Origin of the sequence: Streptomyces sp. DT2A-34, from assembly GCF_030499515.1 — a bacterium.
In the GTDB taxonomy this organism is placed as follows: Bacteria; Actinomycetota; Actinomycetes; order Streptomycetales; family Streptomycetaceae; genus Streptomyces.
The window spans coordinates 717599-729520 of sequence record NZ_JASTWJ010000001.1 but is presented as its reverse complement, the minus strand read 5'-3'; the positions used below and the strand labels follow the sequence as shown (position 1 = coordinate 729520).

The 11922-nt window shown below is 70.4% G+C and carries 13 protein-coding genes and 1 pseudogene; 9 read left to right on the top strand and 5 right to left on the bottom strand.

Features of this window, described 5'->3' with window-relative positions; genetic code table 11:
* Window positions 1–47 precede the first annotated feature (47 nt).
* The gene (locus tag QQM39_RS02945; protein ID WP_301995013.1) at window positions 48–479 is read left to right on the top strand and encodes an alpha/beta fold hydrolase; all 432 of its coding nucleotides are present in this window, start codon (window positions 48–50) and stop codon (window positions 477–479) included.
* A 209-nt stretch (window positions 480–688) separates the two neighbouring features.
* Here the strand turns inward: QQM39_RS02945 and QQM39_RS02940 are convergent, their stop codons facing one another.
* Window positions 689–2152 carry a SulP family inorganic anion transporter gene (locus tag QQM39_RS02940; protein WP_301995012.1) on the bottom strand — a complete coding sequence of 488 codons (1464 nt, stop codon included), beginning with the start codon at window positions 2150–2152 and terminating at the stop codon, window positions 689–691.
* Between the two features lie 53 nt (window positions 2153–2205).
* Window positions 2206–2643 (bottom strand): hypothetical protein, encoded by a 438-nt coding sequence (locus tag QQM39_RS02935; protein WP_301995011.1) that lies wholly within the window; start codon window positions 2641–2643, stop codon window positions 2206–2208.
* 88 nt (window positions 2644–2731) lie between these two features.
* On the opposite strand from QQM39_RS02935, the gene QQM39_RS02930 reads away from it, so the two are divergent.
* Window positions 2732–2878 (top strand): hypothetical protein, encoded by a 147-nt coding sequence (locus QQM39_RS02930; RefSeq protein ID WP_301995010.1) that lies wholly within the window; start codon window positions 2732–2734, stop codon window positions 2876–2878.
* An 80-nt stretch (window positions 2879–2958) separates the two neighbouring features.
* Here QQM39_RS02930 and QQM39_RS02925 read toward each other — a convergent pair whose 3' ends face one another.
* The gene (locus tag QQM39_RS02925; RefSeq protein ID WP_302003459.1) at window positions 2959–3294 is read right to left on the bottom strand and encodes an SDR family oxidoreductase; all 336 of its coding nucleotides are present in this window, start codon (window positions 3292–3294) and stop codon (window positions 2959–2961) included.
* Window positions 3243–4289: a cytochrome P450 gene (locus QQM39_RS02920; RefSeq protein ID WP_301995009.1), complete on the bottom strand. Its 1047-nt coding sequence runs from the start codon at window positions 4287–4289 to the stop codon at window positions 3243–3245. The genes QQM39_RS02925 and QQM39_RS02920 overlap by 52 nt, the downstream gene beginning before the upstream one ends.
* Window positions 4290–4842: 553 nt before the next feature.
* On the opposite strand from QQM39_RS02920, the pseudogene QQM39_RS02915 reads away from it, so the two are divergent.
* From QQM39_RS02915 to QQM39_RS02890, 6 genes and pseudogenes are all read left to right on the top strand, one after another.
* Window positions 4843–5522, top strand: a pseudogene (locus QQM39_RS02915) (transposase family protein); the annotation flags it as partial.
* 313 nt (window positions 5523–5835) lie between these two features.
* Window positions 5836–6021, top strand: coding sequence for a hypothetical protein (locus QQM39_RS02910; protein WP_301995008.1), 186 nt, complete (start codon window positions 5836–5838; stop codon window positions 6019–6021).
* A 22-nt stretch (window positions 6022–6043) separates the two neighbouring features.
* The gene (locus tag QQM39_RS02905; RefSeq protein WP_301995007.1) at window positions 6044–6757 is read left to right on the top strand and encodes a hypothetical protein; all 714 of its coding nucleotides are present in this window, start codon (window positions 6044–6046) and stop codon (window positions 6755–6757) included.
* Window positions 6754–7791, top strand: coding sequence for a hypothetical protein (locus QQM39_RS02900; protein ID WP_301995006.1), 1038 nt, complete (start codon window positions 6754–6756; stop codon window positions 7789–7791). Before QQM39_RS02905 ends, QQM39_RS02900 begins: the two co-directional genes overlap by 4 nt.
* A complete protein-coding gene (locus tag QQM39_RS02895) occupies window positions 7788–8708 on the top strand; it encodes a hypothetical protein (protein WP_301995005.1) in 921 nt (306 codons plus the stop codon). Before QQM39_RS02900 ends, QQM39_RS02895 begins: the two co-directional genes overlap by 4 nt.
* A gap of 38 nt (window positions 8709–8746) precedes the next feature.
* Entirely contained in the window at window positions 8747–9784 is a 1038-nt protein-coding gene (locus QQM39_RS02890) for a serine hydrolase (protein WP_302003458.1), read from the top strand.
* 93 nt (window positions 9785–9877) lie between these two features.
* Here QQM39_RS02890 and QQM39_RS02885 read toward each other — a convergent pair whose 3' ends face one another.
* Window positions 9878–11242, bottom strand: a complete 1365-nt coding sequence (locus tag QQM39_RS02885) for an alpha-lytic protease prodomain-containing protein (RefSeq protein ID WP_301995004.1) — start codon at window positions 11240–11242, stop codon at window positions 9878–9880.
* A 218-nt stretch (window positions 11243–11460) separates the two neighbouring features.
* On the opposite strand from QQM39_RS02885, the gene QQM39_RS02880 reads away from it, so the two are divergent.
* Entirely contained in the window at window positions 11461–11910 is a 450-nt protein-coding gene (locus QQM39_RS02880; RefSeq protein ID WP_301995003.1) for a Fur family transcriptional regulator, read from the top strand.
* The last annotated feature ends 12 nt before the right edge of the window (window positions 11911–11922 follow it).

The following is an 11922-nucleotide window of genomic DNA, read 5'->3' as shown; positions in this document are numbered from 1 at the left end:
ACGGATCGAGGTCCGGCGGTGAGAGCCCCTTGGACGCGCAGGGGCCGGTGGAATTCCGTCCTGACCGCCGTGGTCCGGGCACCGTCGTCTTCCACGGCGGTCACACGCGGGCCGGCCTGTCGCTCGGCGAGGATGTGTACGCGGAGGCCGGCTGTTCGGTCCTGGTGCCGTCGCGGCCCGGATACGGCCGTACGCCGGTCTCGACCGGTGGATCGGCGCCCGCATTCGCCGATGCCACCGCCGCTCTGTGCGAGCACCTCGGGATCACCGGGGTTGCCGCTGCGGTCGGCGTCTCCGGCGGAGGCCCGACCGCGGTCGCTCGGGCGGCACGGCATCCCACCCTCGTCAAGCGGCTGATCCCGCAGAGCGCGGCCGGTCCGCTGACTGCTTCGTCGACGGACTGGGTGACGGAGTCGAGTGACACGGTGGCTACCTCGATGGCGCAGGGCCGGGACACGGGGGAGTGTGCCGCCGGTTGATGAGCGGTCTCTGAACGAACGTCGGTGTCCGTTCGGTGCCCCTGGCTCACAGTCCACGGATTCGGACCGTGATCACCCTGGTCGTAACTGCCGGTGCGTGCCGACTGCTCCGCACAGCGGCGAAGGGCGGGCGCCACCTGCGGAGTTGTCCATGTCTGTTCGCGCGCATCTACTGGGCGATGCGGCCCGGCGGATAGTCCGTGGACGCCCTAGCGGAGCCCTGTCAGGCGGTCTTCGACGACGGCTTCGAGCTTGTCACGTTGTTCCTCGTTCGCGAGTGCGATCAGCCTGTTCGCGACATGCGGGGGCAGGTCCTTGATGCCGAGCGCGACGCCGGACGTGTGCGAGTGGTCGATGAAGGTCAGCAACGCCTTCGCCCCGGACATGTCCATGTAGGTCACGTCCTTCAAGCTCAGCGACAGGTTCGGCCGGTCGTTGCGCAGGATGGTGAAGACACGGTCGACGGACAGGAAGGACAGGGGCCCCTCGATGCGGTAGATGTCGGCACCGACGTGGACGATCGAGGCTTTCCGTCGACGTGACTTCACGACGTGGACGATGAGCGCCAGGGTTACGCCGACGGCGACCGCCACGGTCAGGTCGACGAGGACGGTGACGATCATCGTCGCGAACATCACGACGATGTCGCCCCTCGGTGAGACGTGCGCTTTACGCAGGCTCTCCCAGTCGAACATGCCGAACGCGGTCAGGATCAGGATCCCGGACAGCACCGCGAGGGGGATGTACTGCACGACGGCCCCGAGGCCGACCACGAGAGCGAGGAGGATGACGCTGTGCGTGGCCGCCGACAGCGCGGTGCGGCCGCCGCTTCTGACATTGACCACGGACCTGACGGTCGCCCCGGCGCTGGCCAGACCGCCGAACAGTCCGCTGGCGGCGTTGCCGAGTCCCTGGCCGATCAGTTCCTTGTTGCTGCGATGCCGGTTGCCGGTGATGTTGTCCATGACGACCGAGGTCAGCAGCGAATCGATGGAGCCCAGCAGGGCGATGCTGAGCGCGGGCAGGAGAAGGGTGAGCAGCAGCGACCCACTGAGCTCGGGGGTGATGATCGACGGAATCGACTCCGGAATCCGGCCTATGTAGTCGATCGTCGTGTTGAGCGAGACCGGTCCGACGCGCACGTTCCGCAGCCACGAGTCGGCGAGCCGCAGCACCGAGGTCATGACGACGAGCGCGATCAGACTTGCCGGGATCGACTTGATCACCCGTGTGGACACGAGCATCAGCAGGATCGTGCTCGCCACCACCAGGAAACTGCTCTGCACCTGGTCCAGCTCACCCAGGATGATGATCAGCGCGATCCCGCCCATGAAACCCGACACCACGGGGTGCGGTATGTAGCGGATGAGCGATCCGAGCCTGCACAGTCCGAACAGGATCTGGAACGCGCCGGCCATGATGAACGCGAGGAACGCGCCCTCGAGTCCGTGCGCGGCGATGACTCCCGTGGCGACCACGGTGATGGGGCCGGTGGGACCGGTCACCTGGCCTGGCGTTCCGCCGAACAGTGCCGCGAAGAATCCGGCGAAGATCGCTCCGTACAGCCCGACGAGCGCGCCTTCGGAGGTGCCGGTTGCCGTGATCCCGAAGGCGATCGCCAACGGCAACGCCACGATGGCCACAGTCAGGCCGGAAAGAACTTCTCGTGCCATGCGCCGGAACATCGGCCCTCATTTTCGGTCGACAACATGTTGAACTCGCCCCATTACGGGGCGAGTTGCCGACCAGACTTCCCGGCGCTCCGTCCGTAAAGATGCCGTATGGATTGCGTCAAGGCAAGACCAAAGATCGCCGTGTGAGCGCGTCGGTCATCACGACGCTGCGCGTTCCCGGCGACCGGGGCCTGAGTCGGCTGAGTCGGGCGAGGCTCTCCACCGCGTGGCTCGGTGGCCGCAGTGATCGTGGGCGTAGGCGGCCAGAACCTGCTGTCGGGTGCCGCCGGTATGCAGGACCGGTCGTCGAGTACGGCGGTGAGGTCGTCGAGTGCCGCGGTGAGCACGGACGCCGCGAACGGGATACCCGCGTGTTGCGCTCGCTGCGCCTGTTCGGCCAGGTCGGCGGCGTACTTGATGGTCCGGGCGAGCGAGGTGTCGCCGGGGCCGTCGTGGAAGTAGTAGGACTCGGGGTACTGGGTGAAGTCCACAGGCGCATGAGCACTGCCTCGGCCTCCTCGTCGGACACCCCGAACGCCGGCGGGGCGCCGACCCTGGGGGGTCCGCCAGCGGGCGCTGATGGCAGTGCTCCAGACCGAGTCGTTCTTCTCCATCTGGATCGCCGCCGACTGGTCGTCGGAGACCGCCGATCCGCTGCGCCTGCCGGCCGATGCCCTCTGTCATCTCCTGGCGCCCGCGCTGGAGAACGACAGGAGGTCCGACTGAGGGCCGGTTCGACGGGAGGGGTGCGCGCAGGGCCAGGACGGGCGTCAGCCTTCACGCACCCCCGTGGCGGGCAGTCCGGATCAGGAGCGTGCGGCCTGCGCGTTCCCGATCAGCGGGCGGTCCAGCGAGTCGGCCGTGCGGCCGAGGAGCTGCAGGTTGCGGGCGCCGAAGTCGACCATGAGCGGCTGTCCGGAGATGTACCGCGCCGCATGGGAGTTGAGGAACACGACGGGGTCCGCCATCTCCTCCGGTGTGGCCAGGCGCTGGATCAGGCCGGCACGTGACTCCAGGGACTCGCGTCCGCCGGACATCACGGCGAAGTCAAACGTCAGACCGGTCTCGGTGCTCGTGGGGAGCACGGCGTTCACCCGGATTCCGCGGCTCCCGAGCGCGGTGGCGCTGTGCGCCGTGAACAGGTTGAGCAGCCGCTTCGAGAGGGGGTAGGCGGCCGGGCCGGGCTGGTCGTCGAGACCGAGTCCTTCGATCGCCGCGACGATGGCCTCCCACCCTTCCGGCGCCCCAGGTGGGTGATGTGGAGGTAGCGCAGCAGCTCCTCGACCGCGGAGGCGACGAGCTTGGGGTCGTCGGTCTCGCGCAACAGGGCGAGCTGGTCGGGGTGTTGGAGGAGGGCGGCGGTGCCCAGCGCGATCATGTTCGCGGTGGTCTCGTGTCCCGCGATCAGCAGGAGCAGCGCCATCTCCGTGGCCTGCCCGTGCGTCAGCTCGCCCGCGCCGACGCGCCCGGCGATGCTGGAGAGCAGGTCGTCCTTCGGCTCGGTGAGCCGCTTGGCGATCTGACCGGCCAGGTACCCGGCGATCTCCCGGGTGGCCGCGCCGCGCTCCTCGGGCGTCGCGGTCGTGCGGACCATCGTCTTGGTGTTTTCCTGGAACATCGCGTGGTCGTCGTAGGGCACGCCGAGCAGTTCGCAGATGACCAGCGATGGGATCGGCAGGGCGAACGCCTCCACGAGGTCCACCGGCCCGGGCTGGGCCAGCATCTCGTCGATCAGGTCGTCGACGATCTTCTGCACGGCGGGGCGCAGGGCCTCCACCTTCTTGATGGCGAACGGCGCCGTCACCATGCGGCGCAGCCGGGCGTGTTCGGGGTCGTCCATCATGATGAAGCTGAGCTTGCCCTCACCGGCCTCGGCACTGGCCTTGGTCGGGTAGCCAGGGGTGTCGGTGTCCGCACTGACCCGGGGGTCACCGAGGACGGCGCGCTGGTCCGCGTACCGGGTCACGAGCCACGGCTCGCTGCCGTCCCACAGGCGCACCTTCGTCAGCGGCGCTTTCTCCTGCAGGTCCTTCAGAGCGCGGGGCGGGTCGAACGGGCAGCGCGCCTGCCTGGACATCGGGAACTCGGGCAGGGAGTCCGGCGCCTGGGGTACGGCGTCGGGCCGGGTGTCGGCCATGGTTCTCCTCGAGGGTGGGGGGGCCGATCGACGGGCGGAGCGCCGGGATGAAGTGGTCGAGGCCTCGATGAGCACATGCAAACAGACGGGGCTGACGCCACCCCGTCAGCGACCTGACGGGAAGCTGACGTGACCCAGATCACACTCTTTCCGGGGAGTCCAAATACCCTGCAATGTAAGGGAGGTGTAAGTGGATGACACCGCTCGGTGCCGTGTGTCAGCACTCGGCGTCGGCAGTAGCCGAACTCTCGGCGAGTGCGAATCGGCCCAGGCTCCTGGTGGTACCTTGCTCCGTAGCCGCGGCACCAAGCCGGCCAGACGAGTTTTTGCGTCCTCAGGAGACCGCCATGGGCTCCCTGCCGTACCTGCTCACGCGAGACTTCCGTTCGCCGCAGCAGTACCGGGAGGAAGCCGACACGCGTCTTGCAAGACCACGGTCACCGCAGGCGGCGGCTACCGCGGCACCGGCCTGCTCGTCCCACGCCGCCGCGAGCGAGGCCGGGACAGCCCTTAAAGCGTGTTGCACAAGGCTCTGATCTGGCATCTCCCTGGTATGGCCGGGGTCTTGAGGGCTGTGCGGGTGTGGGTGGAGACCTTCACGGGACTGCAGGTGACGCAGTTCGCACGTCTGTTGCAGGTGGTGCGGGAGCGGGGCGGCGACGGCACCTTGCGGGGCCGGCCGTGGTCTCTGCCGCTGGCTGAGCGGGTGCTGATGGTCGCGGTGTACTACCGGACGAACTTGACCATGCGGCAGCTGGGCCCGCTGTTCGGTGTCTCCTCCTCGACTGTGTGCCGGATCATCCAACGGCTGGGGCCATTGCTTGCGCTCGGGCCTGTGGCCCGTCCCGCAGATGCCGCAAAGCGGTTGTGGATCGTGGACGGCACGCTGATCCCGGTGCGTGACCGGAGTGTGGCGGCCTCCAGCCGCAACTACCGGTTCTCAGCGAACGTGCAGGTCATCGTGGACGCCGGCACTGCCAGGGCGTGACCGTGCTCGGCGACGGCGCCTACCTCGACTGCGGGATGGCGGTACCGCACCGCAAACGCCCCGGGCGTCCCCTACTCCCGGGCGAGGAGGACGACAACGCCGAGCACCGCAGGGTCCGTGCCCGGGTGGAACACGCCATCGGCCGGATGAAGAACTACAAGCTCCTCCGCGACTGCCGCCAGCGCGGCGACGGCCTCCGTCACGCCATCCAGGCCGTCGCCCACATGCACAACCTCGCCCTCGCGTCACGAGCAGACAACCTCGCTCACCCACTCCGGCCTGCCCGAACACAGCCTTGTGCAACACGCTTTAGTACCGCGCTCGCAGCGGAGGAGGAAGACACGATCTGCGGCCTCGTCGTGTGCGCCCCGAGCACTGAACTGGCTGCTGCCAGTGTGCACGCGATGTGCCTGAACGGGCGCCTCGAGAACGCCCTGGCAGGCGTCTGGGGTGGTGGAGAAGTGTCGTAACGCGTCTCTTGGTAAAAGATGCGTGCTTTGTGGCCATGTGGTGACCTTGGTTGTGGAGGCTATGGCTGACCCCAGAGGAGATGGTGATATGCCTTCCATGGACAAGACGATCAAGGACAACACGGGCGTCCGGAGCGACCTAGAAGCGGCACTTGACCCCGCCGAGCCCGACGGTGTCTTCCGCGACAGCCGCGAGTGCGCCGCTCTGGCACTGCTCTCCGCAGACACCAAGCTGCTGCTGTCCCCGCCGACCCCTCGCCCCAAGAAGGGCTAGTGGACTGACGGGAGACAGCTGAATGGAGCAGTCAGGCACTTCCGCCCTCTTGCAGGGCGCGGTGCAGGACCTTGCGTCCGACGTGGTCTCCGCCCTCCGGGGCGGAGACCACGTGCGCATGGCCGGCACGGGAGCGACAGACGACCTCGAGGGAAACTTCGCCCTCGCGGCCGTACGCGTGTTGGGAGCAGACCTGCTGCTGCCACACGTACTCTTTCCGACTCCGCCCGCCCCGGAGGCACTTGCGGTGTTCCGCAGGACGGTGCAGGCCTTCCCGCCGCGCGCCGACGCGGCACCCACCGTCAAGTGGAGCCACTGGGCGATGAGTCGGACCCTGCGGCGGCTCGACGCGCCCCTCGCCGGCGCAGCCGCCGGGGACCAGGCCGCGGAACCGGACGTCGCCGGCTGGCTCGACGAGGCGACGTGGCAGATGCTGACGCACCAACTCGCGGTCCTGGCCCCGCTCGCGGTGCCCGGTGAGGACTGCGCGGTGGCCCGCGCCGCCCGGCGCCGCCCGGTCGACGTGGCCCGGGGCTTCGTACGGGCCGTGCGCCGCAGGGACTGGCAGCAGGCGGCCGGCGCGGGACGCTGGCTGACCCTGCTCGACGGGGTCCCGGACACACTCGGTCTCGAGGCGGGGCTGGACTTCGTGGAACTGATGGGCGGCAACGACCCCCGGGTGGCCCTTCAGGTCCAGGCGGCACGGGTCATGCGGGCGGCCGGAGCGCTCGTATGACCGCCCTCGGCGTCAGCGAGATCCGCGAGGTGGGTGCCGCCGCGTTCGCCTGGCTGTCCGCGCACCGGGGCGACTTCGCGTTGGGCGAGGACGCGCTCACCGCGGACGGCCACGTGGACGCCACCTGGAAACCGCTCGGCGAACTGGCTCAGACATGTGCGAGCGTACGCGCGCACACCCCGCCGTCCGATCCGCTGCACGCGTGTGCGCACGACCTGCTGCGGTTCGCCTGGCAGCAGACCGGCCGGGGCGAGCTCTTCCTCCGGCTCCAGCAGACGGAGCCGTTCGCGACGTACCCCCTGGAGATCTACTCCGTCTTCGCCTCGGCCGGGCTGCGGCATCCCGGATACGAGGCCGCCGCCGCCCTCACGGCCCGCACCCGGAGCTGGCGGCTCACCGAGCAGGACCCCACCCGCAGGCTCGGCGTGCTGAAAGCCGAGCGGCGCAGCGGCATCCGACGCCCCGAGCGGGACGCGGAGGTGCTGCGGCGCACCTGGCTGGGCGGACTGCCGGAACCATGGACGTTCGAGCGCTCCTCGGGATACGCGCTCACCCACGTCGTCTTCCACCTCACCGACTGGGGCCGCACCCCCGCGGGCGTCCCCGCCGACCTGGCCGCCTACCTGGCCCACTGGTTGCCGCCCTGGCTCGACACCTGCCTGGACGCCGGGATGTGGGACCTCGGCTGCGAGCTGCTCGTCGTGGCCGCGAGCCTCCCGTGCCCGCCCGACCACACGACCCTTCAGCACGCCTGGACCACGATCGCGCGGGCACAGCACGACTCCGGCGCGCTCCCGCAGCAGGCCCCGGACCCCCGGGACGACGCCGGAGCCGACCCGGAGCCGGACTTCCTCCAGTGCTACCACTCCACCCTGATGGCGGCCTTCGCGGCGGCACAGACCGTCAAGTGCCTCACCGGCGAAGGCCGCGAAGGCCGCGAGCGCGGTGGGGGCGGTGGGGGCGCTGTCGAGGACCGCGCCCCGTACGTGGGCGGCACGCAGAACCGGTACAGGGGACAAGGAGTGCCCGGATGACCGACACCCGCCTGATGCACACCGTCGGCGTCCGCGCCCTGGAGTGGCTGTGGGCCCATCGCGACGGCTTCCGCCTGGAGCCCGACGTCGATCCGGAAGTGGGCTTCCTGGAGCGCTTCAAACCCGTCGGCGAACTGGCCCTGATCTGCCGGGTGCTGTTCCGCGAGGGCGTGGCCGGATCACGGCAGGCCGAGCTCGCGCGCAAGCTCCTCGACCACACCTGGCGGCACACACTGGACGGCGGTCGCATGCTGGTGCGCGGCCAGCGCATCGAGCCGCTCTCGCCCATCCCCTTCGAGGTGTACCTCCCGTACAAGGAACTCGGGTACAGCGAGCCCGAGGTGGAGCGCGCCACCGTCCTCTACCACCGGCTCGACAGCTGGGCGGCGCTCGAACTGGACCCGACCCGGCGCCTCGGACTCTCCGCGTTCCAGCGCCGCTTCGGCCTCACCCCCCGCACGCCCGAGGCGGACATCGTCGGCTCGACCTGGCTGGCCCGCACCCCCGAGCCCTGGACGGTCAGCGGGCACATCGCCTACGACGTCACCCACACGGTGTTCCACCTCACCGACTGGGGAGAGCACCCCGACGGCCTGCCGCCGGACATCGCCGACTACCTCGCGATGTGGCTGCCGGTCTGGATCGACGACTGGCTGGACCTCGAGCGCTGGGACCTGCTCGGCGAACTCCTGGTCGTCGACGCCTGCCTGCCCCGTCCCACCCTGGACGAGCAGGCCTGGGAGGGGTTCGCCGCCGCGCAGCAGCCCGACGGCGCCATGCCCGCCGTACGGACGATGCCCGAGGGCGAACCGGAGGACGTGTTCGACATCGTCTACCACCCGACGCTGGTCGCCGCCTTCGCCTCGGTGCTGGCCACCTCCCGCGCCCTCACCGAGCTGACGCACGCCGCCTCATGACCGGCCCGGCCACGCCCTGGCCGGGCGCCGAGGACGACATGGACCACTCCCGTACGGTGGGCCTTCTCGGCACCGACGACATGTGGCGGGAGCGGCTGGAGCGCGCCGTCGGCGCCGTCGACGCGCCCGACACCGTCTTCGCCGTGTCCCGTGCCGGCCGCCGCACCCTGCACTGCGGTGGCACCGCCCCACCTCCACCGGTCCCTCGGCAGGACCTGCGCTACGAGATAGGTTCGGCCTCCAAGGCGTTCACCGGCCTGTTGCTGGCCCAGCTCATCCAGCGCGGGCTGCTGACCGGGGGCGAGCCGGCCGCCGCCTGCCTGGAGCCGGGCCGGCGGACCGAGGCGGACCCGGTGACGCTCGCCCACCTCGTCACGCATACCGCCGGACTGCCCGCCCTGCCGGCGGACTTCTACCGGCGGGCGCTGCCCGCCTGGCGTACCAACCCCTACGGCCGCTATCCGGCCGAGCGGGTGACCGACGCCTTCCTGCGCCACCGCCCCCGGCACCGGCCCGGCACCCGGTGGCACTACTCCAACTTCGGCGTCGCCGTGCTCGGCCACGCCGTCGCGGCGGCGACCGGCACGGCGTGGGAGGAACTGCTCGGCGCGCACGTACTGCGGCCGCTCGGCCTGAGCGGCACCGCGCTGCGGGCGGAGGACCCGAAGACCGACGCCGTCGGGCACGGCAAGGACGGCCGTACGCCCACCCTCGCCTTCGACGCGGGCGGCTTCCAGGCGGCGGGTGCCGTCCGCGCCACCCCGCACGACCTGCTCACCTTCCTCGAAGCGCACCTCGACCCGGCCGGCTCCCCGTGGGCCGACGCCCTGCGGGCGGTGCGCACGCCCGTGCTCCGACGCGGCCGAGGTCACCGGCACGTGCACACGATGGCGTGGTTCCGGCACCCCACGAACGGCGGCCCGATGTACTTCCACAGCGGGGCGACCCTCGGCCAGCAGGCCTTCCTGGGCTTCCGGCCCGACACGGGCACGGCTCTGGTCGCCCTGTGCACCCGCCGCTTCCGCGCCCGCGACTCCTTCATCGCCACCGCGTACGCGCTTCTCGCGGAGGAGTAGTCCCCGAAGTCCCCGAAGTCCCCGAGGTCCCCGCGGAGCGGCCGGTGCGGGGCGCGGGGCCCCGCACCGGAAGAGTCCTCCGACGTACGACTCCTACAACCGCTGCCACAGGGCAGGAGTGGCGCTCGGCGACCACGCGCCCTGCGCCTGGTGGGTCTGCACGCACTGGTAGCGCACGCCCGCGTGGGTCACCGTCGTACCGGCCTCGTAGACGCGGCCCGCGGTCCATGTCTCCGCCGCGTCGTTGTCCTCCGGAGCGGGAGTGCCGGCCTGGGCGGACGCGGTCTTCAGGACGAGGCCGAAGTCGCTGAGGATCGGGTTGATCGGCTGGTAGAAGGTGGTCCCGCCGTCCGTGCAGTCACCCGAGCCACCCGAGGTCACGCCCTGCGCCTGGGTGCCCGAGACGTACGGGCCGCCGGAGTCGCCCGGCTCGGCGCACACGGTCGTCTCCGTCACGCCGTTCACGGTGCCCTGGGAGTAGCTGACACTCGTGTCGTGCTGCTCGATGGTGCCGCAGTGCCATCCGGTGGTGGAGCCGGAGCGGCAGATCGACGCCCCGACGAGCGCCTGGACAGAGCCGGTGACCTGCGTGCGCTGGCCGTCCTCGCCCTCCACGTCGGCCGTGGCGGTCCAGTTGCTGTTGACGGCGACCCAGGACATGTCCTTGTCGGGGAACGTGGAGGCCTGGAACGTGCCCTGTTCGGCCATGTCGGAGCCGGCGGTCGAGTCGCCCGGGCTTCCGCAGTGGCCCGCCGAGGCGAAGCCCTGCTGCTGGTCCTTGGTGACGGAGAACCCGATGGAACAGCGGGCCGAGCCCTCGATGTAGTAGGCGTCGCCACCGACGAGGTCCGCCAGCAGCCGTGGCCGCTCGGCCGACACGCGGACGCCGACGCCCTTGCCTTCGACGCCGGCGGCCTCGATGAAGGCGGTCGCGGCCGAGCGCTTGGTCGCCTGGACGACGACCCGGTTCGTCGGTACGTCGACGTACCAGACCGGCGTGTCGCGCGTCTTCACGCGGGCGGCGGCCGCGTCCAGCTTCTTCTTGACGGCCTGGAGTTCGGTCAACGGCCGCTTGACGACCGCGGCCTTCGCACCCTGGGCCTTGATGGCGGACACGTCGGCGGCGTGCGTGGTCGCGACGGTGAGCTCGGCGGAGGTCGCCCCCCTGAGCCAGGCCCCCGCGAAATGCTCGCCCAGGGCGTTGCGCAGGCGCCCCGCGCGGACGCCCGCCTCCGCCTCGTTGACCAGCCGCTCGGCCGCCTGACCGGGCTTCAGTTTCAGGTCACGCTCCAGGGCACGCAGCACCGCCGCCGGCGGCCGGTCGGCGCCGAGCGTCTGGGCGGCGCTGGACGCGGGTGGCGGCTCGGCCGCGCCGGCCGACGTGACCCCGGTGAGGGCGAGGGCGCCGAGAGCGGTCAGGGCGACGCGGCGACCGGCCGCGGTATGTCTGCCGAGCATGCGATGTACCTCCATCGAGTACGAGTGGGCTTCGACCAGCTCAAGACCTTGACGGAATGCCGTGCACCGATGCCGTAGAAGACGTTTTTTCGCGCTTTGGGGGACTTCGGGTGGTGCCATGTGCACCACTGCCATGGCGCCGCGTCAGGTGCGGTGTGCCAGACTTTCATCATTCGTTTTCTTGAATCATTCGTGTTTGGCAAGGTAGGTTGTCTGCCATGACCGCATCCCAGACCCCGACCCCCGCCGATGAGCTGCGCGGTGCCGGCCTGCGGGTGACCGCCGCGCGTGTCGCGCTGCTGGAGGCTGTCCGGGCCGGTGACCACCTCGGTGTCGAGGCCATCGCCTCCGGGGTGCGTGATCGCGTGGGCCATGTCTCCCTGCAGGCCGTGTACGAGGGCCTCCACGCACTCACGGCGGCAGGACTCATCCGCCGTATCGAACCGGCCGGGAGTCCGGCCCGGTTCGAGGGGCGGGTCGGCGACAACCACCACCACATCGTGTGCCGGTCGTGCGGTGTCGTCGCCGACGTCGACTGCGAGGTCGGCGAGGCGCCCTGCCTGACCGCGTCCGACGACCACGGCTTCTCCATCGACGAGGCCGAGGTCATCTACTGGGGCCTGTGCCCCGACTGTTCCACCGCCAACAGTGCACCCCGAGCACTGTGATCCACCTAGTTC